At 54.8% G+C, this 22,895-nt stretch carries 20 protein-coding genes; 13 read left to right on the top strand and 7 right to left on the bottom strand.

The annotated features are described in order from the left end of the window. Positions 1-129: 129 nt before the first annotated feature. Positions 130-984: an endonuclease/exonuclease/phosphatase family protein gene (locus FF011L_RS09915; RefSeq protein ID WP_145351532.1), complete on the bottom strand. Its 855-nt coding sequence runs from the start codon at positions 982-984 to the stop codon at positions 130-132. Positions 985-1,337: 353 nt separating this feature from the next. Between FF011L_RS09915 and FF011L_RS09910 the strand changes: the two genes are divergently transcribed. Further along, positions 1,338-2,855, top strand: coding sequence for a rhamnulokinase (locus FF011L_RS09910; RefSeq protein WP_246109841.1), 1,518 nt, complete (start codon positions 1,338-1,340; stop codon positions 2,853-2,855). A gap of 1,102 nt (positions 2,856-3,957) precedes the next feature. On the opposite strand, the gene FF011L_RS09905 is transcribed toward FF011L_RS09910, so the two are convergent. Then, the gene (locus FF011L_RS09905; RefSeq protein WP_145351530.1) at positions 3,958-4,551 is read right to left on the bottom strand and encodes a peroxiredoxin; all 594 of its coding nucleotides are present in this window, start codon (positions 4,549-4,551) and stop codon (positions 3,958-3,960) included. Positions 4,552-4,778: 227 nt separating this feature from the next. Here FF011L_RS09905 and FF011L_RS09900 point away from each other — a divergent pair, with 227 nt between their 5' ends. From FF011L_RS09900 to FF011L_RS09890, 3 genes are all read left to right on the top strand, one after another. After that, on the top strand, positions 4,779-5,594 hold the full coding sequence (locus tag FF011L_RS09900; protein WP_145351529.1) for a class I SAM-dependent methyltransferase: 816 nt from the start codon (positions 4,779-4,781) through the stop codon (positions 5,592-5,594). 366 nt (positions 5,595-5,960) lie between these two features. Continuing rightward, on the top strand, positions 5,961-6,776 hold the full coding sequence (locus FF011L_RS09895; RefSeq protein WP_145351528.1) for a sugar phosphate isomerase/epimerase family protein: 816 nt from the start codon (positions 5,961-5,963) through the stop codon (positions 6,774-6,776). After that, on the top strand, positions 6,773-7,813 hold the full coding sequence (locus FF011L_RS09890) for a CIA30 family protein (RefSeq protein WP_145351527.1): 1,041 nt from the start codon (positions 6,773-6,775) through the stop codon (positions 7,811-7,813). The genes FF011L_RS09895 and FF011L_RS09890 overlap by 4 nt, the downstream gene beginning before the upstream one ends. 5 nt (positions 7,814-7,818) lie before the next feature. Here the strand turns inward: FF011L_RS09890 and hisD are convergent, their stop codons facing one another. Continuing rightward, on the bottom strand, positions 7,819-9,192 hold the full coding sequence (gene hisD, locus FF011L_RS09885) for a histidinol dehydrogenase (RefSeq protein WP_145351526.1): 1,374 nt from the start codon (positions 9,190-9,192) through the stop codon (positions 7,819-7,821). A gap of 263 nt (positions 9,193-9,455) precedes the next feature. On the opposite strand from hisD, the gene FF011L_RS09880 reads away from it, so the two are divergent. The 3 genes from FF011L_RS09880 to FF011L_RS09870 are packed head-to-tail and all read left to right on the top strand — an operon-like array spanning position 9,456 to position 12,568. After that, positions 9,456-10,388 (top strand): TIGR01777 family oxidoreductase, encoded by a 933-nt coding sequence (locus FF011L_RS09880; RefSeq protein WP_145351525.1) that lies wholly within the window; start codon positions 9,456-9,458, stop codon positions 10,386-10,388. 60 nt (positions 10,389-10,448) lie between these two features. After that, positions 10,449-12,182: a carbamoyltransferase family protein gene (locus FF011L_RS09875; RefSeq protein WP_145351524.1), complete on the top strand. Its 1,734-nt coding sequence runs from the start codon at positions 10,449-10,451 to the stop codon at positions 12,180-12,182. Continuing rightward, a complete protein-coding gene (locus tag FF011L_RS09870) occupies positions 12,170-12,568 on the top strand; it encodes a hypothetical protein (protein ID WP_145351523.1) in 399 nt (132 codons plus the stop codon). The genes FF011L_RS09875 and FF011L_RS09870 overlap by 13 nt, the downstream gene beginning before the upstream one ends. Positions 12,569-13,218: 650 nt before the next feature. Here the strand turns inward: FF011L_RS09870 and rho are convergent. Beyond that, complete coding sequence (gene rho, locus FF011L_RS09865) at positions 13,219-14,724, bottom strand: transcription termination factor Rho (RefSeq protein WP_145351522.1); 1,506 nt, start codon at positions 14,722-14,724, stop codon at positions 13,219-13,221. 92 nt (positions 14,725-14,816) lie between these two features. Then, positions 14,817-15,563, bottom strand: a complete 747-nt coding sequence (gene coaE / locus FF011L_RS09860) for a dephospho-CoA kinase (protein WP_145351521.1) — start codon at positions 15,561-15,563, stop codon at positions 14,817-14,819. Between coaE and FF011L_RS26250 the strand changes: the two genes are divergently transcribed. The 6 genes from FF011L_RS26250 (at position 15,553) to FF011L_RS09835 (ending at position 19,654) form a co-directional block, all read left to right on the top strand. Next, positions 15,553-15,819, top strand: coding sequence for a hypothetical protein (locus tag FF011L_RS26250; RefSeq protein WP_218933114.1), 267 nt, complete (start codon positions 15,553-15,555; stop codon positions 15,817-15,819). The two genes, coaE and FF011L_RS26250, sit on opposite strands and share 11 nt — an antisense overlap. Beyond that, positions 15,800-16,114: a 50S ribosomal protein L21 gene (gene rplU, locus FF011L_RS09855; RefSeq protein WP_145351520.1), complete on the top strand. Its 315-nt coding sequence runs from the start codon at positions 15,800-15,802 to the stop codon at positions 16,112-16,114. The genes FF011L_RS26250 and rplU overlap by 20 nt, the downstream gene beginning before the upstream one ends. A gap of 36 nt (positions 16,115-16,150) precedes the next feature. After that, on the top strand, positions 16,151-17,344 hold the full coding sequence (locus FF011L_RS09850; protein ID WP_145351519.1) for an FG-GAP repeat domain-containing protein: 1,194 nt from the start codon (positions 16,151-16,153) through the stop codon (positions 17,342-17,344). Then, positions 17,325-18,149, top strand: coding sequence for an SDR family NAD(P)-dependent oxidoreductase (locus FF011L_RS09845; RefSeq protein ID WP_145351518.1), 825 nt, complete (start codon positions 17,325-17,327; stop codon positions 18,147-18,149). Before FF011L_RS09850 ends, FF011L_RS09845 begins: the two co-directional genes overlap by 20 nt. A gap of 94 nt (positions 18,150-18,243) precedes the next feature. Beyond that, positions 18,244-18,939 carry a deoxyribose-phosphate aldolase gene (gene deoC / locus FF011L_RS09840; RefSeq protein ID WP_145351517.1) on the top strand — a complete coding sequence of 232 codons (696 nt, stop codon included), beginning with the start codon at positions 18,244-18,246 and terminating at the stop codon, positions 18,937-18,939. Positions 18,940-19,162: 223 nt separating this feature from the next. Further along, positions 19,163-19,654 (top strand): hypothetical protein, encoded by a 492-nt coding sequence (locus FF011L_RS09835; protein ID WP_145351516.1) that lies wholly within the window; start codon positions 19,163-19,165, stop codon positions 19,652-19,654. A gap of 32 nt (positions 19,655-19,686) precedes the next feature. Here FF011L_RS09835 and FF011L_RS09830 read toward each other — a convergent pair whose 3' ends face one another. Further along, the gene (locus FF011L_RS09830; RefSeq protein ID WP_145351515.1) at positions 19,687-21,798 is read right to left on the bottom strand and encodes a serine/threonine protein kinase; all 2,112 of its coding nucleotides are present in this window, start codon (positions 21,796-21,798) and stop codon (positions 19,687-19,689) included. A 79-nt stretch (positions 21,799-21,877) separates the two neighbouring features. Continuing rightward, entirely contained in the window at positions 21,878-22,804 is a 927-nt protein-coding gene (locus tag FF011L_RS09825) for a DUF1571 domain-containing protein (protein WP_145351514.1), read from the bottom strand. Between the last annotated feature and the right edge of the window lie 91 nt (positions 22,805-22,895).

Here is a 22,895-nt window from a genome sequence, read left to right as displayed (position 1 = left end):
ACCCTTGAAAAATGCAACTTCAAAACTGGCGCAGCGGGTTGATTAAATCGAAAGACGACAATCACGAAATCGATAGCCCGCTACGCAGCAGGTGAAGGTGTCGCCTCGCAACGATTGCGATCAACCTGCTTACTTCGCATTCGGCTGAAATTCTAAAACGCTTAAGATGGCCCGATGATCCGACGCGATGGCTTCGTCTAGGACGGTTGTTTCTAGGACTTTCCAGGCGGTCGCTGGATAGTAAGCGATAAAGTCAATTTGCCGGGTCGGCTTTGTGACGGGAATCGTTGGCAGCGGTTTTTGATTCGTGAACACAAGGTTCTCGCTCAAACGTTTAACGGTTCGGCTTTCTGCGTCATCGTTTAGGTCCCCACCAAACAGAACGGGCATTTCCGTGGTGCCGATGATCATCTCGGTCACTTTTGCCGCCGATTGAAAACGCTCTTCATCTTTGCGGCGATGATCAAAGTGGGTGGCCAAAACACGGATCGCAGGAAGCTCCGCAGATCCGATTTCAATAACGCCCGAAAGAACGCCGCGTTGCTCGCCGTTCTCCAAATTCGGCAGCAGATGATTCTGGATGTCTCGAATCGGCCAGCGAGACAGAATCGCGTTCCCGTACCCGCCTCCTTGCAGCGGAATATTTTTGCCGAACGCAAATTCCATTTTGGTCAAGGCACCAAACTGAGTCGGTTGATCGACGCTTTCACTACGTGCCACCTCCTGATCGACTTCCTGCAAAAGCACGATGTCGGCTCGAACGCTCTTGATCAGATTCGCAATCCGAACCAAGTCAAGTTTACCGTCGACTCCCTCGGCATGGTGAATGTTGTACGACAACACTCGGAGCGTGCCTTCAAACGAATGCTCCTGATCATCCGCTGGCGATTCAATGGTTTCGGCCGCGACAACGTAACTACAGAGAAAACTTGTCGCGGCGAACAGGAAACAGCAGGAGGCTACAATCGATCGGAACTGAAACATCGTTTACGGCTCGTAGGTGAAAAACAATCGGATATCGCATAAAGGTACAAACGTTATCTTGTGAGACCACGGAGCGCGGGGGCAACGCGGGGAATGACAGATGGTCCATGCTCTCGCTCGGGCCATGCTGCCGCTCGGTCCATACTATCGCTCGGGGCGTCCGATCCCATTTGGTCAATTTATCACTTGAGAGCGATGGTTGCTCAGCCTTAGTGACCAACAGCCCCAAGACATGTCGTCGTCGGATCCGTCCGCTCGGTAGTGTACCAAACCACTCCCCTCTCGATTAGAATCTGCTTCTCCAAATTCGCGATCCTCAGAAATCCACATCCTCACCTAAGGATTTTATACCTGTGCCCGCAACCGAACTGCCCGTGCCTGACTGTCACTTTGCCATTGATCTAGGAGCGTCCGGGGGACGTGTTATCGCTGGCCGTATCGAAGCAGGGCGACTGGAATTGGAAACGATCCACCGCTTTGCCAATAATCCAGTTTTTGTACAGTCGACGATGCAGTGGGACACGCTAGGGCTGTGGCGAGAAATCCTCCATGGGCTGACCCTGGCGGCGGCTCAGTGCAAAGAACAGGGGAGCATGATCCGCTCGGTCGGCGTCGATACCTGGGGAGTCGACTACGTCCTTTTGGGGCGAGACAACCAGCCGGTCGCTCCTGTATTTCACTATCGAGATTCGCGAAACCGCGGGATTCCAGAGCAAGCCTTTCAGATCGTCCCGCGTGAGGACATCTTTGCTGCGACTGGGTTGCAGTTCATGGACATCAATACCCTGTACCAGTTGCTCTCGGCAAAATTCTCGAACGCACCGGCTCTCGAGACGGCCGAATCGATGATCTTGATGGCCGACTATTTCCACTGGTTGCTGACCGGCAAGCGTTCGGTCGAATACACCAACGCGTCGACCACCCAGCTTCTCAATCCCAATACCAAGGACTGGGCCTTTGATCTGATTGAGCGATTCGAACTACCCAAGAAATTGTTCGGCCCGATTTCCCAGCCCGGCGTCACGCTTGGACCGGTTCAGGATTCGGTGGCTCAACAAACCGGGTTGGAAAACGTGCCCGTTGTCTTGCCGGCGACCCACGACACGGGCTCCGCGGTCTTGGCGGTTCCCGCAGAGGATTTTGCTCCGGAGAATCCCGATTGGTGCTACATCAGCAGCGGCACATGGTCCTTGATGGGTTGTGAACTTGCCAACCCATTGATTAACGATCGTTGTGCGGAATTGAATTTCACGAACGAAGGGGGCGTCCAAGGGAGCACGCGACTGTTAAAGAACATTGGCGGATTGTGGGTCTTCCAACAGATCCGAGCGGCTTTAGAGAGAAAAGGCGAAGCCGTCTCCTGGGAAAGCATGGTCGCTGAAGCGGATCAAGCGGAACCTTTTGGATTGGTAATCGACCCCGATCACAACGATTTCCTTGCCCCCAAAGACATGGTCGATGCGATCGTGCAGTTCGCGGACAAGAGCGGCCAAACCAAACCTGCCAACAATGGCGTTTTGTACCGAGCCGCCTTGGAGGGACTGGCACTTCGCTATCGAGTCTGCCTGCAGATGCTGGAATCATTGACCGGCAATCCGATCAAAACCATTTATGTCGTCGGAGGCGGATCGCTGAACGAACTGCTGTGTCAGATGACGGCAGATGCGTGCCAGCGAGTCGTCGTCGCTGGCCCAGGTGAAGCGACTGCAACAGGGAATGTCCTGATGCAAATGATCGGATGCGGAGTCCTTCAATCGGTTGAAGAAGCACGTAAACTGGTTCGAGAGAGCATCCAGCCCAAAGTCTTCCAACCGCAAAACAAAGAAGCCTGGGATCAGGCAGCGGACGCATTTGAAAAATACGCCGGTTAGATTTCGGCGGCTGATTCCGAGCGATAGAGACGAAGATCCGGCAAATGATGAGCCGGTTCAGTCCGCCGGAACGGCATCGCTATCGCTCTTTGGTCCGGCCTACTTTTGCTCAGTGATAAATTGGAAGGTCGGTGGGCATAGGGAATCCTAATCCACTGTGCAAGCGCGGAACAGCTTCGGAGGGCTGTCCATTCATCCAGTCGGAAGCGTTGGGTTTCCCAAAGCCACAGCCGTTTACCGGGACAGCAAATGATGAGCCGGGTCAGTCCGCCGGAACGGCATCGCTATCGCTCTTTGGTCCGGCCTACTTTTGCTCAGTGATAAACTGGAAGGTCGGTGGGCTTAGGGAATCCTAATCCACTGCGCAAGCGCGGAACAGCTTCGGAGGGCTGTCCATTCATCCAGTCGGAAGCGTTAGGTTTCCTAAAGCCACAGCCGTTTACCGGTACAGCAAATGTTGAGCCGGGTCAGTCCGCCGGAACGGCATCGCTATCGCTCTTTGGTCCGGCCTACTTTTGCTCAGTGATAAATTGGAAGGTCGGTGGGCTTAGGGAATCCTAATCCACTGCGCAAGCGCGGAACAGCCTTGGAGGGCTGTCCATTCATCCAGTCGGAAGCGTTAGGTTTCCCAAAGCCACAGCCGTTTACCGGTACAGCAGATGATGAGCCGGTTCAGTCCGCCGGAACGGCATCGCTATCGCTCTTTGGTCCGGCCTACTTTTGCTCAGTGTTAAACTGGAAGGTCGGTGGGCTTAGGGAATCCTAATCCACTGCGCAAGCGCGGAACAGCCTTGGAGGGCTGTCCATTCATCCAGTCGGAAGCGTTAGGTTTCCTAAAGCCACAGCCGTTTACCGGTACAGCAAATGATGAGCCGGGTCAGTCCGCCGGAACGGCATCGCTATCGCTCTTTGGTCCGGCCTACTTTTGCTCAGTGATAAATTGGAAGGTCGGTGGGCATAGGAAATCCTAATCCACTGCGCAAGCGCGGAACAGCCTCGGAGAGCTGTCCATTCATCCAGTCGGAAGCGTTAGGTTTCCTAAAGCCACAGCCGTTTACCGGTACAGTGGCTTAAATACCCGTGCTGGGATTACAGCGTTTGCTTAGGCTTTGTATTCGGCGTCAAAGAATTCTTTGCTCTCTTCCAAATTTGGTTTGATGGTTCGTGAACCTTCATGCCAGTTGGCAGGGCAGACTTCGCCATTTTTCTCGAAGTACTGCAAGGCTTGGACCATCCGGAGGGCTTCGTCGACACTTCGTCCCAGTGGCAAGTCATTGACAACTTGATGACGAATCACCCCTTCTTTGTCGATCAAGAACAGACCACGTAGTGCAACTCCGTCGTCCAACAAAACGTTGTAGTCACGGGCGATTTGTTTGTTGATGTCAGAGACCAACGGATAGGCGATGGGGCCGATGCCGCCTTGATCACGGGGGATATTCCGCCATGCGAAGTGGCTGAAATGGCTGTCAATCGAAGCTCCCAAAATCTGCACATTCAGTTTCTTGAAATCTTCATTGCGTTCGCTGAAAGCAATGATTTCGGTCGGGCAAACGAAAGTGAAATCGAGTGGGTAGAAGAAAAACAGAACGTACTTACCACGGTAATCGCTCAGAGAAACCTCTTTAAACTGGCCGTCGGGCATGACAGCTTGAGCGGTAAAACTTGGGGCTTCTTGGGTAACTAAGTTAGCCATCGATTCAACTCAACTTTATTGGAAAGGGATGACACACCGTGCTCGCTGAGACGGTCGATTCTTTTCTACTATCCATCGAAGTCGACTTTTGGACAACAGGGGGCCAACCCCATTCTCGACCGAACGGGTGGTACGATCCGCCCACGTCGACCGGTCCCTCCGCTGCGGGTATGCTAGAGCCAGCCCTTAAACGACTTAGAATTCGGTTTCCCATAGGAAAATTGCCCATGTGCGTGACGTATTTGCCGCTGCGGCGTTTTGTAATCCCGCTCACGCTGGTTCTCCTTATTTGGGTTTCGCATTCCCTTTCCGCTCAACAGTCGTCGCCCGCGATCGCTCCGGCTCCACAGACGGAAACAACTGAAACCGATTCCCAGCGTCCCCAGGAAAAGGCTCGCCGCGCGTACCTTGGCCGCGTCGTCGCGGCACCGATGTCCCACCTGGGGGCTGGCTGGCTGATTCGTCCGACGCGTCAGCAAGAGGAACGGCCCGATGAATCGCTGTCTCAGCTTGGTATCAAACCGGGGATGACCACCTGTGACATGGGATGCGGAAACGGCTTTTGGACTTTGATGATGGCGAAAGTTGTGGGGGAACAAGGGCGTGTCCTGGCGGTCGACATTCAACCTGAAATGCTGCAGAAATTAAGGCTGCGGGCAGTCCGCGAAGAAATCAAAAACGTCCAGCCCATCCTGGGAACAGTCGATGATCCCAAACTACCGGTCGAACAGGTTGACCTTTGTTTGATGGTGGATGTCTATCACGAATTCTCGCATCCAGAATCGATGCTCTGGTCGATCCGACGATCTCTAAAACCAAACGGCGTGATCGCACTGCTGGAATACCGCGAAGAAGATCCTCGGGTACCGATTAAACCGAAACATAAAATGTCGAAGCAACAGATCATGAAAGAGTACGAGAAAAACGGCTTCAAACTGGTCCGTGAGTACAACGATCTGCCTTGGCAGCACCTGATGTTTTTTGCTCGCGATGACAGTCCGTTGCCAGCGATCAAACCAGAACCTTTTATGGTTCAGCGATAGTTACGGAAGGTTTCATCTGTCGACGTGGCTGCGGCTGCCGAACATGCAATTCATCATTGGCGTGGCGGTCGTGCGGCGTAGAAGCAAAATTCCCCAATCCGCCCGGCCGCAGTTTACTAGGATTTACCACCCTTCACTCTCCGTCGGGCGTGCGATTTAATAGGTGGGACAGGCTTCCAACCAGTCGAACCAGCCATGACCGATCCAAAGCCTCTCCCACGTTTTAAGAATGCGTCCCTATTGGATTCGACGTCTACCCGGGAGAGCCGCCTCTCTTGAAAAAGAGGTTGAAGCAGTGAAGCAGTTAACACAGATCATCGACGGCCCCATTTTCTGATTTTTTGACCTTGCTCTCAGGATGTATTGATGAAGTTTGCGATTTGTAACGAAACGTTTGGCGACTGGCCATTGGAAAAGGCCGCACGCTACGCAGTCGAAGCAGGGTACACCGGCTGGGAAGTCGCTCCCTTCATGCTGACGGACGATCTGTTCGGGTACTCCGCTGAGCAACGGATCGAATACCGTCAGGTCGTCGAAGAAGCGGGACTGGACATCATCGCCCTGCATTGGCTGTTGGCGAAGACGGAAGGGTTGCATTTAACCAGCGACGACGTCGATGTCCGAAAAAAGACCGCTGATTACCTCTGCGAACTGGCTCGACTTTGCCGCGATCTGGGCGGCAAGATCTTGGTCTTGGGATCGCCCCAACAACGCAATTTCCCCGAATCGATGAGCGAGCAACAGGCGATGGACAATGCGGCCGAAGTGCTGCAAACCGTCGTGCCGACGTTGTGCGACACCGACACCCGGATCGCTCTTGAACCACTTGGACCGGCCGAAGGGAATTTCCTAAATACCGCGGCCGCCGCACGCGACCTGGCAGCTCGACTGGATGGGGATTCGATCGGGATCCATTTAGACGTGAAAGCGATGAGCAGCGAAGCGATCCCGATTCCGCAAATCATCAAAGAAACGGGCGACCAGATTTTGCACTTCCATGCAAATGATCCCAATCGCTTGGGTCCTGGAATGGGCGAAGTCAAATTTGAACCAATCTTTGCGGCCCTCGAAGAAATCAAATATGACGGCTGGGTCAGCGTCGAAGTCTTCGATTACGAACCGGGAGTCGACCGTTTGGTCAAAGGAAGCATTGATTACATGAAGGGATTATTGCCAGCGTGACGGAGCCTGATTCCAACGCCTCGGCCTCACTCAGTCCTGGCACGCACGATGCAAAACGTCGGCCAGGATTCCGTTGGTCGATGATCGGAATCAGCCTTGGCCTGCTGGTCGTGGCATCGGTAGGCCTGCTTGCGCCGTCCCCCTTTACGGGGCGATTGTCGGACGCTTGCTTTGATTTGCTTCACTTCCCGGTCTTTATTTTATTGACCGCCATCGCGATGTGGATCGGAGTCCAATGCGGGATCCGGACGCTGCGTGGTTTGGCCCTGGTATCGCTTGGGATCGCATTTATGGGAGCGGTCCTCGAGGGACTGCAAGGGCTTTCGGGCCGCTCCCCTTCCCTCCATGACTTGTTCGCAAATACCTGCGGCGTAACCGTTGCATGGGTTTTTGTTTCGCCCTGGCTACTGCCAGGTCCGGCAACCGCCGTTCTGCGAAAACGCTCCGTGCGGAATTTTGCGATCGCAGGTCTCGTGCTTCTTGTCGCGGCGGTCTCTTACAACCCCCTTCAAGCGGTGCGTGACTACTGGCGACTGGCGAATGAATTCCCGTTGATCGGATCGTTCGAAGAGCCAAACGAACTCAAACGATGGTGGCATCGTTCCACAAAACTATCTCTTGACGGATCGCTGGTCACCGATGGGGTTCGCGGTGCCAAATTGCAGGTCAGCCCAGCAATGTATCCTTCGTTTGGACACTTCCATCTGCCGCTGAATTGGTCGCCCTACGACCAATTGTCGCTGGATGTCCGCTTGACGCCCGACAGCCCGGCGGAGGGCGTGCTGATGGTGATCAAGATTTTCGACCAGGATTTCATCAACGAGTACTACGACGGGTATCACTACTCAACGGTTCTTTATCCTGGCCAGCTTAAGCACATCGTGATCCCGCTGGCCGACGTCGCAGACGGCCCGAAAACGCGCCAGCTGGATTTACAAAAAGTCGCCGGCCTGGAGATTTTCTTTCCCGAACGCGACGTTCCTGTGACGGTCGAACTGGATAACATCCGGTTGGAGACCATCGATTCAGCGAATTGAATCGACTATTTTCGCATGGCTACACTTGAAGCGTGAGCGGTTAAGCCTTCTTTTTCAGCCAGCCGTTCGACGTCGGGCGCTATTTGCGAGAGGGCGTCTTGGCTGAATTCGATCAGGCTTCCGCTTCGCACAAAGTCGTTGGCGGACAGACCAGCGGCCCAGCACGCGGTCCCCCCTGTCGGCAAAACGTGACTCGGTCCGGCCGCGTAATCTCCAAGGGCAACCGGAGTGAAATGCCCTAAGAAAATCGCACCTGCGTTGCGAATTTGGTCGCTCAGATCACGCGGCGATTCGGTTTGGATGTGGAGATGTTCCGGAGCAAACTGATCGGTCAGCTGACAAGCGTGTGCCGCGTCTCGGACCACAATCATCGCCGCAAACGCATTCAGACTATCGATTGCCAAGTCCGCACGTGCCAACACGGCAAGCTGCCGCTTCAATTCCTTCTGAACAGCTTCCACAAGAGGCTGATGCCAGGTGATCAAAATCGATGATCCCGGAGAGTGCTCGGCTTGAGCCAACAAATCGGCTGCGATGTAATCGGCTCGAGCCGTTTCGTCAGCGATGACGATCACTTCGCTTGGCCCGGCGATCGAATCGATATCGACCGTTCCGTAAACCCGTTTCTTAGCCAGCGCGACGAACAGGTTTCCTGGACCAACGATTTTGTCGACCGCAGGAACCGATTCGCTGCCGTATGCCATCGCGGCGACCGCCTGAGAACCGCCCATCCGATAAACTTCGTTGATTCCCAATTCATGGCAGGTTGCCAGCATGTCTTGGTTGTAGGCTCCAAATTTTGTCGGCGGAGCCACAACGGCGATTTGATCAACGCCAGCGACCTGAGCCGGAATGGCGGTCATCAGGACAGTCGATGGGTACGCAGCGGCTCCACCAGGCACACAAACCCCTACCCGGCGAAGCGGCAGGTATCGCTGCTGCAATTGCACACCAGGGCTGGGCTGGATGGAAACATTTTGGTGCAGGATCGCTTTCTGGAAGGTTTCGATGTTGGTCCGGATACGACGGATCGTTCCCAAGAATTCAGGATCGGCCTTTTGATGAGCCTGTTCAAGGGCTGAGCTGGGGACTCGCAATTCGTCCGCCGTCAGGTCCGCACCATCCAGGGCGGCACCATATCGCAAGACCGCTGCGTCCCCTTCCCGCTGAACGTCGCCGCAAATTCGATCGACAACCTGTACCGGCGTGAGAGCTTCCCCAAAGACCTTTTCGGTCAGAGCACGTCCCCGGGGACTGACAACATTCCCTTGAGGGCTCAGTTTAGCGCGGAGCGCATCCAGAACCTCCACTGTCGACTCCGATCGAGCATCAACGAAGGGAATATCAAAGGGATAACTATCAGGCTGAATCGTCGACATATCGGTTTCGTTGTTTCAAGCAACAGGATTTAGGACTCCCTAATCTTATTCGATCAGCAAGAACCCGCCAGCCGCCAACAAATCAGCCCACTCCTTGTCTCCTTGTCTCCCTGTCTCCCTGTCTCCCTGTCTCCTTGTCTCCTTGTCTCCTTGTCTCCCAACTCCCAACTCCCAACTCCCAACTCCCAACTCCCAACTCCCAACTCCCAACGGCAAACCTCGCCCATCTGCTAGAATTCAAAAAAACACCACGAGCGACCAACATGCCTAACACCATCCCCATCCCCATCCCAAACCACCCGCCGCTACGAATCGCCATTTCAGGTGCCTCGGGTTTAGTCGGCAGTCGATTGACCGATTTGCTGCAACAGAACGGCCATCATGTTGACCGGCTGGTCCGCGGCAAAACCGATCAGGATGACGAAATTGCGATTTGGGAGGAGAAGTTCGAAGAATCCAAACTGGACGGACTGAATGCCGTTATCCACCTGGCCGGGAAACCGATCGCAGACAAGCGTTGGACCGACGAGGTAAAAGAGCAGATCCGCGACAGCCGCATCGAAAAGACTCGGCTTCTTTGCCACCGATTGGCGGCGATGAAAACGCCCAAACCGGCGACCTTATTGTGTGCATCGGCCAGCGGGATTTATGGGGAAGGGGGAGAGCAATCGCTGACCGAAGAATCCCCTGCGGGCGAAGGATTTTTGGCCACGGTTGGGAAGCAATGGGAAGAGGCCTGTCAGCCGGCGGTCGAAGCAGGCATCCGCGTGGTTCATCTCCGGTTTGGAATCCTTCTTTCACCTGCGGGCGGTGCGTTAGAAAAAATGCTGCTTCCTGCCCGACTATGTGGCGGGCGTCTGGGATCGGGGCGGCAATGGTGGAGCTGGCTTGCAATGGACGACGCCTTGGCGGCAATCGCTCATTGCTTATTCAACGATGAAATCGACGGCCCCGTCAACTTCGTATCGCCCAGTCCGGTAAGGAATGCTGAGTTTGCAGAAACACTTGGCAAAGTCCTAGGGAGGCCCGCGATCTTCCCGGCTCCCGCATTCGCGCTTCGCATCGCCCTTGGAGAAATGGCCGATGCCTTGCTTTTGAACAGCCAGAAAATAGTCCCCAAGAAACTACAGGCGACAGGGTATTCGTTCCTCTATCCTGAACTGGAACCCGCACTTCGACACTTGTTAAAACGATAGTGAACAGGGTCCTATGAAATCACCGCAGCGCATCGACATACGCCCATCGGGACCGATCCTTTGACTTCGATTCTTGGGATATCGGCCTACTACCATGATGCTGCGGCGGCTTTGATTGTCGATGGTGAAATGGTTGCTGCGGCCCAGCAAGAACGCTTTTCTCGCTTGAAACACGATGCCTCGTTTCCCACGCAGGCGGTCCAGCATTGCCTCCAACAAGCGAATCTGGACGCATCCGATTTAGACTATGTCGCGTTCTACGAAAAACCGCTAGCCAAGTTTGAACGGCTGCTGGAAACCTACCTCGCGGTTACTCCTGCGGGGTACCGTTCCTTCCGCACCGCCATCCCCCAATGGCTTCGCCAAAAACTGCACCTGCAGCGAGAGATCCGAACCGGTTTACAGCATCAATACAAAAAACGAATCGGGTTTGTACGACACCATGTCTCTCACGCATCGAGTGCGTTTTACCCATCCCCTTTCGAAGAAGCCGCGATCCTGACGATCGATGGAGTCGGTGAATGGGACACCGCATGTTACGGAACCGGAAGAGGAAACCGGATCGAACTGCAACAGGCGCTTCGTTTCCCACACTCGCTAGGACTGCTTTACAGCGCGTTCACTTTCTTCACCGGTTTTGAAGTGAACGGAGGCGAATACAAACTGATGGGTTTGGCTCCGTACGGACAACCGCACTACTACGACCGCATTTTAAAACACTTGATCGATCTGAAACCGGATGGTTCCTTCCGGATGGACATGCAGTACTTCCATTACTGCCGGGGACTAACGATGACAAACAAACGTTTCGCCTCCCTGTTTGACGGTCCTCCCAGAAACCCGAATTCCGAAATCACTCAACGTGAAAAAGATTTAGCATCGTCGATCCAAAAGGTCACCGAAGAGGTCGTCCTTCGAATGGCTGCCCATGTCCAGAATCAAACACAGATGTCGAATCTGGTGCTGGCCGGAGGGGTCGCTTTGAACAGCGTCGCAAATGGACGATTGGTCCGCGAAGGCCCGTTCGACAACGTCTGGATTCAGCCCGCCGCGGGCGATTCAGGAGGAGCCTTGGGGAGCGCGATGTACGTCTGGCACCAACTGCTGGAGAAACCGCGCACGGTAGCGATTCCCGATGGCCAGCATGGATCGCTACTCGGCCCCGGATTTACCGAACAGGAAATCGAAAACTGCCTGCAGGCCGACCAAGTCGAATACGACGTGTGCGACAACGAACAGGATTTGTGTCGGCGGGTCGCTCGTTTGATTGACACCGGAAAGGTCGTCGGCTGGTTCCAAGGGCGGATGGAATTTGGCCCCAGAGCACTCGGCAACCGTAGTATTCTGGCGGATGCTCGATCTCCAGACATGCAGGCTCGCCTGAATAAAAAAACCAAATCCAGAGAATCCTTTCGCCCGTTTGCCCCGATCGTTTTGCAAGAAAAAGCGGCTGACTACTTCGACCTATCCGAAATGCAGGACAGCCCCTACATGCTGCTGGTCACGTCGGTTCGCCAAAACCATGCGTCGTTGCCAGCGATCACTCACGTCGATGGTTCGGCCCGGATCCAAACCGTCACACAAGACTCCAATCCACGACTCCATCGTCTGCTGACCTGCTTTGAAGCGATCACCGGAACCCCCGTGCTGGTCAACACCAGCTTCAACGTCCGCGACGAACCGATCGTCTGCAGTCCCGCCGATGCACTTCGATGTTTCCAACGAACCGACATTGATGTCCTGGCGATCGGAAACTGCATCGTCCAGAAAGTGGGTGACCGATGCAAACCTTAACGCCAACAAATAGGGACATCCAACGATTCGGCTGGTCCCTAACGATCATCCTCCCGGGTCTGACATGGATGATCGGTGATGGTCACCTTTCAAGCATCGCGATTGCGGCAACCATCGGTGTCGCCATCGGTCTATGCGGAACGGTTGCCCCGGCGATCATCCAGCCGTTTTACAAACTGGTCCAGGCCATCAAGCGTCCTGTCGATTGGCTCATCGGACAATGCGCATTGCTAATAATATTTGCCTGCGTCTTTTTACCGTTGGCCATCGCAATGAAAATTTTAAGGCGAGACGAATTGAAGCAACGGTTCGATCGGACCAGCGCGAGCTACTGGGAGGACCTAAAACAGGACGAAAGCAAAGATCGCTTTTGGAGGCAATGGTAGTGCGTGCCGGGCAATGCGCAGACCAGCTAATCGGCAGCACGCTACCCCAAAGCCTCATTCCAAAACGCAGCTCGCGAAGTGATTGTCGCCTTTCGCTCGGGACGTGCGATTTATAAATGAAGTAAATCTGGCTCCCCTCGCCCTCAAAACAAGCTCGCTTAAGACAGATTTGATACTGCATCAACGGTTCGCCAGCTAATTCAATGAAGGTCGATTCAAAGGCTTGTTTTGGGGGAGAGGGGCTGGGGGAGAGGGGGCCAACAGAGGTAGGCAAGGGATGACATAATCGCTTGAAATGCGGCGAATTATTTGGGCCTGTACTGCAAAATCGCCGCCTGGAAATCTCCCCCTCTCCCCCAAGCGAGCTCCACTACATCAAAGAAAGAGGCAGAGATCACGCAATGAGCTAGCAGAGATTTCTTCCGCAACAAAGAGCTCGCTTAGGGGCGAGGGGAGCCAGACTTTCTTCATTTACTTATTGCACGTCCCCCGCGATAGGCGACAATCTTTCTCTGCTTTCCATTAAATCAACAAACCTGTACGCGAGGGACCGAGAACACGGTCTGCAATCCCTCTATTACGCAGCGGGCTGGGATTTCCTGATGCAGCAGCGACCCGCTCAGAAACGGTCACTTCTAAACGTCACTTCCCTACTCACGAATCCCTAACAAGAATTCGGCGTTGTTTTGCGTCTTGGCTAGCCCTTTCGTCAGCTCATGCATGGCATCGGCTGGACTCATCTCTGCCAGATTCCGGCGCAAGATACAGATTCGCTCGTATTCGTCCGGGGCGAGCAACATCTCTTCACGACGTGTACCGCTGGCGTGCAGATTGATTGCTGGCCAGATCCGGCGATCGACCAAACTGCGATCCAAAACGATTTCCAGATTCCCCGTCCCTTTGAACTCTTCAAAGATAACATCATCCATTCGGCTGCCCGTATCGATCAAGGCGGTTGCCAAAATGGTCAACGAACCACCTTCTTCGACTTTACGAGCCGACCCGAACAGGGCTTTCGGTTTTTGCAGGGCGGCACTATCCAGCCCGCCCGACATCAACTTGCCATTGTTTTCGCCGTCACTGTTATGAGCCCGAGCCAGGCGAGTGATCGAATCGAGGAAGATGACCACATCGGTCCCATATTCAACCATTCGTTTGGCTTTTTCGATCACCATCTGTGCGACTTGAATATGTCGCTGAGCGGTTTCATCGAACGTGCTGCTGACCACTTCACACTGCGGGCTTCGTACCTCCCGCTCCATATCGGTAACTTCTTCGGGCCGTTCATCGATCAATAAAATAAAGACGTAGGCTTCCGGATAGTTTTTCAGAACGGACTTGGCCATCTGTTGCATCAGAACCGTCTTCCCGGCACGAGGCGGGCTAACGATTAAACCTCGTTGCCCAAATCCGATCGGGGTGAGCAGATCGACCACTCGAGTGCTCAGTTCTTTCGCAGCACTTTCAACGATGATACGGCTATCGGGATGGAGTGGCGTCAGATCTTCAAAGGGACGTTGGTGCTTGCGTTGAACCGGATCTTGATGGTTGATCGCTTCGATACGCAGCAAAGCGAAGTAGCGTTCGTTTTCCTTTGGAGGTCGAATTTGACCTGCAACATTACTACCGGTCTGCAAACCAAATCGTCGAATTTGGCTTGGGGAAACGTAAATATCGTCAGGGCAACTGACGTAGTGGTACTTAGGACTGCGCAGGAAACCGAATCCATCGGGGAGGATTTCGAGCGTTCCTTCACCGTACATCAAGCCATTCTTCTTCATCCGATTCTTGAGGATTTCAAAAATCAGTTCTTGGCGGCGTTGCCCGTTCACCTTCGGCAGGCCGTCGGTGTGAGCCATCGCCAGCAATTGAGGATCGGTCAGATCCTGCAATTGCGAAATATTTAGTTGCTCCTCAGCGGGAATCCCAATATTCGGAGGGATTCCGACTTTCTCGCCAGCCCGGTTGGCTTCATCGACGATCTCCTCAGGCAAAGAAAGAGGGTCCCGCTCAGCATCCAGTTCACGAATCCGTTGATCGACTTCGGAATTAGGATGCCGAGGACGCTCTTGCCCCTGGCGACTGCGAGAATTATCCGATCGTCCACGTGGACGATCGTTTCGGGAATTTGTGTTTCGATTGTTGGGAGTAGGCATGACAACCATTCAGCGAGGCGTTTTATCACCTCGTTTGGCCCGATAGCAGGCAGAGAATTGAAAAGGTGATCGTCCCTAGAAATTAGGGCAGATCATTCGACAGGGTGGGAACCAGGAGGAACGACACGTTTCCCCCAGCAGTGTTCATTTCGATCAGTCGGAGTGACTGGAGACCGATCGATAGGTGAGTAAGCATCAAAGGAAGATTCTGAAGAAAAGTTAGGTTTTTTGGAATTCGGTACGGGCAGCCCAATCTTGGCAGCCAATTTCGCTACCTGGGAACGCAATTCTTCCGAACTTCCGTTGTTTTGTAAAATATGGGTGCTGAGTCTTTTTTTCTCGGAGATCGGCAATTGCCGAGCCTCTCGTTTTTTTAATTCTTCGACAGTCCAACCGCGTTCGTGCAGCCATGACTGACGTTTCTGTAGCGGGGTGACTAAACACCAAATCTGGTCGCAATAAACATCCCAGTTAGATTCAAATAGCAAAGGAACGTCCAGGACCGCCGCAGGAACTCCATTTTTGGTCGCCTCGATAAGCTTCTGTTGCAGAAGAAGGCGGGTAGGTGGGTGAACCACGGCCTCCAGCCATTGTAACCGCTGTCGGCTTTCCAAGTCATCCCCGAAGACCTGTGTCGCGAGCCACTTGCGGTTGATTTTCCCCTCTTCCAGAACCTCTAACCCGAAGTACCCCACCAAAGCCTCAATGACACTTTCTTGGTTAAGGACCTGATGGGCAAGGCGGTCCGCATCCAGCCAAACCGCTCCCATCTCCACTAACTGCCTCGCAACGGTGGATTTTCCACCCGCCGGGGGCCCAACGATCCCGATGACAATCATGCTGTGGGAGGTCCATCAAAAGGAGAAAAGGAAAGCAAAACCGCAAACAAATGGCACCGCGCCATCTAAAAACATTTTGAATCAAAGAGAAAACATCGAAGAAAGCGAATTCCATTTCTCAAAGGACGGCTTGAGTTTTTACCGACCCGCAGACTATATTACCGGGCTACGTTCCCCGGCACCAAGTTCGGGCTTTACGCTTCCCTTAGAATTTCACTTAGCACGCAGTTATTTCTATGTACGCGATTATCGTTGACGGCGGACGTCAGTATAAGGTCCAGCCGGGACAAGAAGTGGATGTCGACTATCGCGACATTGCTCACGGCGAAAACCTGGAATTCACGACCGTATTGGCCGTTTCCGGCGAATCTGGCCTGACTCTGGGAACTCCAACCGTCGGTGGCGCTACCGTCACGGCATCGGTCCTGGGCCCGAAACAAGGCGAAAAAATCCACATCCAGAAATTCCGTCGTCGTAAACACTCCAAAAAACGCACCGGCCATCGTCAGTTGCACACTCGAGTTCGTATCGAATCGATCTCGGGCGTTTAACTTTGACGTGAGCTCGCTGCACAAAGTCGAGCCTCCATGTTAAAAACGATTATTGGCAGCGGCCTTCTCTGGGCCGCTTTCTTTGTTCCGGTCGCACCAGGACAATCGGTCTCTTTTGAACCCATTGTCCTTGACCATGCCCCGGGACGGGTCGTTTATGCGGTGACCGCTGCAGACATCGATAACGATGGGCTCCAAGACGTCGTCGCCGTGACTGAGCATGCCGTCCTGTGGTATCAGGCACCTCGATGGCGAAAACGAATCCTGCTGGCAGACGCCACGATTCCCGATAACGTCTGCATCGCCCCCTTCGATATCGATCGCAATGGACGGATCGACCTTGCCCTAGGAGCCGGCTGGCCCAAAGGCGGAGGGACGATCCAGTGGCTTTCCCCAGGCAAATCGATCGAACAGCCCTGGAATGTCCACCCGATCTCCAGCGAAGGCTGGACCCACCGCATGCGATGGGCGAACGTGCTAGGCACCGACGAACCACAACTGGTGGTCTCTCCCCTAAACGCGACCATCCGCGATGGGGCCCGACTGCTGGCGTTTTCGATCCCCAAAGACCCCAAGCACGACCGCTGGCACTCGACGGTCATCAACGAGAGCCTAAACAGGATCCACAACCACCTTTGCGTCGCCCCCGAGGCCATTGGCTTAGAAACAGACGACGACGAATCGACGAAGATCACCCTAGCCGCCAGCCAAGAAGGCCTTTCGGCTATCATTCCTGACCACCGTAACCCCAGCAAATTCCGCCTGGTCCCTCTGCTGCCCGGAGCCACTGGCGACACGCCCGACAAACAGGGCGTTGGGGAAATCAAAACCGGAATGCTCAGCAATGGACAGCGCTTCGCTGCCACCATCGAACCGATGCACGGCACCGACGCCGTCGTCTACGAACTGGGGGACTTCTTCGCTGCGGCTTCCCCCAAAAGAACCGTCTTAACCGACCAGCTTCGCGGTGGGCACGCCCTAGCGGTCGCCGACATCGATGGCGACAAAAGTGACGAAATTATCGTCGGCTACCGCGAACCCAATCCGCAGGTCGGAATCGTCATGTTTGACCACCAGCCTGACGGAACCTGGACCGAACACCGAATCGGTTCCCAAGTCGCCTGCGAAGACTTGGTCGTCGCCGACGTAACGGGCGACGGCAAACTGGACATCATCGCAGGCGGCCGCGCAACAAGGAACGTTGTCCTGTATGTCAACCAAGGAAAATAACCCCGCCTCCACGCTGGAGCCAGCGGAACCAACAGACACTTACTCCGCTTGCGTGATCACCGGTGGATCCAGCGGTATCGGCAGAGCGATTGCCCTTCACGCCGCCCTGTCGGGATTCACCGACATCCTGATCCACTACCGCAGGAACCACCAAGGGGCAGCCGAAACCGTTGCGGCCCTCGAACAAACCGGAGCGACCGCCCAGTCGATCGCGATCGATCTAGCGGAACCAGACGCCCACCAGCGACTAGCGGATGCCGCCTGGAAATTCTCGCCAACAATCAGCGCTTGGTTCCACAACGCGGGAGTCGATGTTTTGACGGGCGACGCCAAAAAGGAGCCTTTCGAAACGAAACTGCAACGGCTCTGGCAAGTCGACGTCCATGCGACGATCTTGCTGGCGAGAGAAGTTGCCGACCGAATGCTCGCTCAACCCAAAACACCCGTGATCCCCAGCATGCTCTTCACCGGATGGGACCAAGCGACCGCCGGAATGGAAGGAGACGCCGGGCAAATGTTCGGCCCCACCAAAGCGGCGATCATGGCCTTCAGTCGATCATTGGCGCAAACGCTCGCACCCGAGATCCGTGTCAACTGCGTGGCACCTGGATGGATCCAAACCGCTTGGGGCGACAACGCGGATTCCGGCTGGCAACGCCGAGCCCAACAGCAATCGCTGATGCACCGCTGGGGAACCCCGGAAGATGTTGCCGCGATGGCAGTCCACCTGTGCAGCGCCAACTCAGGATTCATCACCGGCCAAATCGTCGAAGTGAACGGTGGCTGGAACCGCAAGCCCTCCTAGGCATTGCCCGCCCGGGCCACCCAATCGCTCCGTGCGGACCATCATGATACGATTGGCGACCACGTTTCTGCCTCGCGTTTCACAAGGGTTCCCCATGACCAACCGCTACCAAGATTTTGCAAAGATGATCGACCACTCGTTGCTGCAACCAACGATGACAGTCGACCAATTGGAAGCGGGGATTTCACTCGCCCTTGAGTACGACGTGGCAAGTGTGTGCATCATGCCTTACTACTTAAAACGTTGCGCGGAACGATTGGCGGGCAGCACCGTCAAAGCGTCTACCACGATCGGATTTCCGCATGGAGTCCAAACCACGCAAGTCAAACAGCGTGAAGCCGAACAAGCGATCTCTGACGGATGCGAAGAACTTGACTTCGTCGTCAATATTTCGAAGGTTTTAAGTGGGGATTGGGAATTCGTCTCGGCAGAAATCGAAGCGGTTACCAAGATCGCCCACGACGCGGGCCAAGCCGTGAAAATCATTTTCGAAAACTGCTACCTTGATGATGCACAGAAAATTCGCCTTTGCGAAATCTGCAACGACCTGAACGTCGACTGGGTAAAAACATCGACAGGCTTCGGAACCGGAGGGGCGACCCTTGAGGACCTAAAACTGATGCGCACCCACGCCAACGCAAACGTTCAAGTCAAGGCAGCAGGAGGCATCCGTGATTTCGAAGGCTTAAAAGCGGTCCGCGACCTGGGCGTCACTCGCTGCGGCGCCAGCCGAACGAAAGATATCCTGGACGCCTGTCGCACCGAACTAGGTCTCAGCCCAATCGCTTAGCAAGCGACGTGGATTTTATTACTGCGGGATTTCAATCGTAGCGGAACATTCAATGTCGCTCGGTTCTCCGAACCGAAAGCATTGCGGACGACCGCTTTCGGCTCGAGGGACGTGAAATTTGTAGGTGACGGTTTTAACCCTACCCATCCGAGTCTAAGTGCAGTGCTTTTAGCCCAGCAGGCGGCAGATACTTTCCGTTGACTTACGCCAACGGAAACCTAGCGTGCGCATCAAAGCCCAGCGGGCGACAGACAAGCGTGGTTCTGTCGCCCGCTGGGCTTTCCTTTTCGCGATACCCACTCCGGCGGCTGACGCCCAATGCCATCTACTCTGGCATCTGCGGGCGGTTTTCCTAGCGGATCGGCGCAAGCCGACCGGCAAATTCATTGTGTTTTCAATACGATTGCCGGACGGCTCGCGCCGTTCCGCTAAGAAAGTAGATGACATTGGACTGACGCCGCCGGCAAGCATCCGCCGCCCTCCGGGCTACGTGTTCACTCGGCCCCATGTAGACTTGTCAACGACTGCAACGCCTTCATTTATAGATTTTACGTCCCGCGCGAAGCGAAAATTTCAGACAGGCTGCGATGCAGGGCGGAACGGCTCTCAGCGTCCGAACAGTCGCACGGAGCTCAACGCCATCCTGCGTTTCGCTATTTTCGCGAAGCCGAGCCAGCGCAACTATCTCACGACGATTCTTCAGCGCAGCGATTAAAACGCAGACCGACGGTTCCCTCGACAGTTCCACTAACCGTTGGCGGCATTACTTTTACCAGGAACCAAGATCGACTTCGATCCTCCACGGGAAAGCAATGAGGCGACGGGACCACGATGAACTAACCCTTCGTCGTAAACGTTCACCCACCATTCAGCGGCCTCGGCATCGGTCCATGACGAAGCGGATTCGCACGCAGTCAACTGGGCGACGACCTCCCGAATGGTCTGCGGCCGATCCGCCATCTTCTTTTCCAAGCATTTCATCAGCAACCGCTCTAAATCAGCAGGAAGTGGTTTCCCAAGCCGTTCGCTGGGCAACATCGGATCGCTCCCCACTTGCAGCATGCAGATATCGACAGCAACCTTTGCGTCAAACAGCGGGCTACCGGTCAACAGGTAATACCCGACCGCGCCAAGCGAATAGATGTCCGATCGCCCATCCACGCCGGAGGCGTCCCGAATCGCTTCGGGCGACATGTATAGCGGAGTCCCCGTCAGGGATTCGACACGAGTCACCGCATGGGAGCTGACCGGAAGCGTTTCCTTAACAAGCCCAAAATCAACCACTTTCAGAAAATCGAATATCCCCGCAGGAGCGGACAACAACAGGTTCCCTGGTTTGATATCCCGGTGCACCAGTCCATGGTCATGAGCCTCCGCCAACGAACCACACACCTGCTTTAGGATCGATATCACCCGCCCGGGCGACTGGGGGCCGAAGGTTTCGACCAACTGCGTCAAATCCACCCCCTCCACCAACTCCATCACGTAAAAGAATGTGGAATCCGCGGTATGCCCGTAGTCGTAAACCTGAATCGTATTCGGATGCTTCAATTCACTCGTTCTTTGAACTTCCCGCTCAAAACGCCGAATCGATTTTGGGTCCGCTCCACTCGCCTCTAAAACCTTCACCGCAACGGGGCGGCGAAGCAACTGATGGCGTCCCCGGTAGACGGTCCCCATCCCACCGGTACCGATCTCTTCCAACAGTTCATAATTTCCAAGCCGGCGCAGGCGATGGGCCGCGGCATCAGCCTTCTGCTGCAAATGATAATTGAAGAGCGTCAGCCCCAGAAAGCCGCCGCCTACGGTCGCCAACAGCCCGACCAAAGAAAGGAAGGCAAGATTCAATTGCCGGAGTGGTTTATGGGCTTCCTCAACGTCCATTTTTGTGGCGATGCCGAACTGGAATTTCTCCAACCAGGTCCAAGCACCAACCACCGAAACACCGCGGTAGTCGTGATACCCCATGCCGTCGGCCCCGGTCCCGCCACGCGTCGCACTTTCGGCCATTTTGGTTAGCGACTGTTGATTTCGCGGCAGCGCGGCTTGCCCCCCCTTAACCAAATTCACCCCAGGATCCGCAAGCGTCACGTTCAATGCACAGCGAACGTTTGCGTCATGCGGCAGCAGCCCCGCTTCTCGCAACTGCTGAGTATTACGCACTCTGGAAATCAACACTCCCTGTCGATCGAAAGCAAACGTTTCGCCCGTCTGGCCTGCCTGAGAAATAGCCAGCACCTCACTGAAGCGGGCACATGGATCAAACACCAACGCCAGCAACCCTACGACCCGACCTTCGGCTTGAAGCGGAGCGGTCGCGGCCATCACCGCGTCCCCCTGCCGAATGATTACCCCCGACGACTCCTCACCACACGTCCACGGAAGCGAAAATGGAAGCGACACACCTGTATGCCGCTCATTCGCATTCTTCCAGGCAAAATCGGACAACTGAACCGAAACTCCGGCGTCAGTTTCCTCCGAAGAAAAAACGACTAGCTCGCTCCGATCCAGAACGAACCACCCCAAATGCTGTGACGCCGAGGGGAGCGACGAATGCATCTCATTCAGTCGTTCCGTCGCCGAATTCGCCTCCAACAAGACACGCCCCGCTGCAGAGGGTTGGCTCAGATGGGCCAACACAGACGTATGCGTTTCCAATTCTTTGGCCATCGCCCTCGCAATCGCCTGCTCTTCCTCCAACCAGATTTCGACCGCGCCCGCACTAGCATCACGGATCGCGCTCATCGCAACTTCAGAATTGCGATACGAAGAGCGTTTTACCAGACTTCCTACCCAAACCGCAAAAACCAGGCTCAGCAACACGCACACCGACGCCACCATCGGCAACGGCTGGAGCATCGCATTCCGCAACGAGAACCCACTCCTATTCGCAGTGCTCCCTTGCGGTCGGCTTATATGGTCAATAGGCACGTTAGATTTATGGAAAGTCGTAAGCTGGATTGTCCGGATCGAAATCGCTTTCGGTCAGACCTTCGTTAACACGGACATCTAAATAGGTATAAGATTCAAGCAAAGGCGGATCGCCCCCCTCTTCCGCAGAGGGCCAGCCAAATGCGGTATAGCGAAGCGGCAGCAGGCGTTCGGAATCAATCGCTATTTCAGCAAGCGAAAAATCATCCGGATCGCCATTCGGTTCAGCGTGTCGCACGCGGATTAGTTGGCACTCGCGATCTCCCACCCGATGACCGTCCGCAATCGTGACGGTCGCCGTAGCGGTCTTGAGATCGTGTTCGCCTCGTTCGATAAGTTTTTTGATAAGATTCGTCATTCCGATCTGAGTGATCGGATAGCGGTTCCCGGACATCGCCAGGAAACTGTCAGGTTTCAACCAAGCTCGGAGAAGATTCCAGCGCCCCCCTTTATGGGCCACCAGTTTTCCGTCGTTTTCATCTTCCACCCAGATAACCTCCTGCCCCTGGCTCTCGGCCGGCAAAAGGAAATGGAGGTAAACCCGCATAGGTCGTGTGACCTCACCTCCCTCTATACGCCGGGTTTGCAGTTTTAGTTCAATCGTTTGCTCGGGATGCAACCGATCGCCGATCCTTTCTTGCTTAACCATCGTGGCGGTGTAGTCGTCCACATTCTGTTCAAGTTCCACCAAGCCACGACGTGCCATCTGCAGAACTTCCTCCAGAGTGGCGGAACGTGAACGACCCACCAACGTTCCCGAATCATCCCCAGCGCTACCCAGAATCGGAGTCGGGGCGACCGGCGAAGGAACCACCGAAGGGGCGGTCATTCGCCCTAGCATGAAGAACACAAAAGCGATGATCGCTAACACCACGAAAAACCGCCAGAGTGGCTGAGCGGTCGATCCAGACGGAGACGGGCAGCTTTCGGGCATGGGATTCTCTAACGAAAAAGGACATCACTTTGAATGATCATTTGCCATCACCAACCGCAACGCAAAGCCTCCCTCGGCAACGGCCCCTGCC

Source organism: Roseimaritima multifibrata (assembly GCF_007741495.1).
Taxonomy (GTDB): Bacteria; Planctomycetota; Planctomycetia; order Pirellulales; family Pirellulaceae; genus Roseimaritima; species Roseimaritima multifibrata.
The sequence above is the reverse complement of the archived record's forward strand: the minus strand, read 5'-3'. Positions and strand labels throughout refer to the sequence as shown.

Excerpts from the sequence above, each read along its gene's own strand:
- FF011L_RS09915 (WP_145351532.1), bottom strand. The coding sequence starts at position 984 with ATGTTTCAGTTCCGATCGATTGTAGCCTCCTGCTGTTTCCTGTTCGCC.
- FF011L_RS09905 (WP_145351530.1), bottom strand. The coding sequence starts at position 4,551 with ATGGCTAACTTAGTTACCCAAGAAGCCCCAAGTTTTACCGCTCAAGCT.
- FF011L_RS09900 (WP_145351529.1), top strand. The coding sequence starts at position 4,779 with ATGTGCGTGACGTATTTGCCGCTGCGGCGTTTTGTAATCCCGCTCACG.
- FF011L_RS09895 (WP_145351528.1), top strand. The coding sequence starts at position 5,961 with ATGAAGTTTGCGATTTGTAACGAAACGTTTGGCGACTGGCCATTGGAA.
- hisD (WP_145351526.1), bottom strand. The coding sequence starts at position 9,192 with ATGTCGACGATTCAGCCTGATAGTTATCCCTTTGATATTCCCTTCGTT.
- FF011L_RS09880 (WP_145351525.1), top strand. The coding sequence starts at position 9,456 with ATGCCTAACACCATCCCCATCCCCATCCCAAACCACCCGCCGCTACGA.
- FF011L_RS09870 (WP_145351523.1), top strand. The coding sequence starts at position 12,170 with ATGCAAACCTTAACGCCAACAAATAGGGACATCCAACGATTCGGCTGG.
- rho (WP_145351522.1), bottom strand. The coding sequence starts at position 14,724 with ATGCCTACTCCCAACAATCGAAACACAAATTCCCGAAACGATCGTCCA.
- FF011L_RS26250 (WP_218933114.1), top strand. The coding sequence starts at position 15,553 with ATGACAATCATGCTGTGGGAGGTCCATCAAAAGGAGAAAAGGAAAGCA.
- coaE (WP_145351521.1), bottom strand. The coding sequence starts at position 15,563 with ATGATTGTCATCGGGATCGTTGGGCCCCCGGCGGGTGGAAAATCCACC.
- rplU (WP_145351520.1), top strand. The coding sequence starts at position 15,800 with ATGTACGCGATTATCGTTGACGGCGGACGTCAGTATAAGGTCCAGCCG.
- FF011L_RS09850 (WP_145351519.1), top strand. The coding sequence starts at position 16,151 with ATGTTAAAAACGATTATTGGCAGCGGCCTTCTCTGGGCCGCTTTCTTT.
- FF011L_RS09845 (WP_145351518.1), top strand. The coding sequence starts at position 17,325 with ATGTCAACCAAGGAAAATAACCCCGCCTCCACGCTGGAGCCAGCGGAA.
- deoC (WP_145351517.1), top strand. The coding sequence starts at position 18,244 with ATGACCAACCGCTACCAAGATTTTGCAAAGATGATCGACCACTCGTTG.
- FF011L_RS09830 (WP_145351515.1), bottom strand. The coding sequence starts at position 21,798 with ATGCTCCAGCCGTTGCCGATGGTGGCGTCGGTGTGCGTGTTGCTGAGC.
- FF011L_RS09825 (WP_145351514.1), bottom strand. The coding sequence starts at position 22,804 with ATGCCCGAAAGCTGCCCGTCTCCGTCTGGATCGACCGCTCAGCCACTC.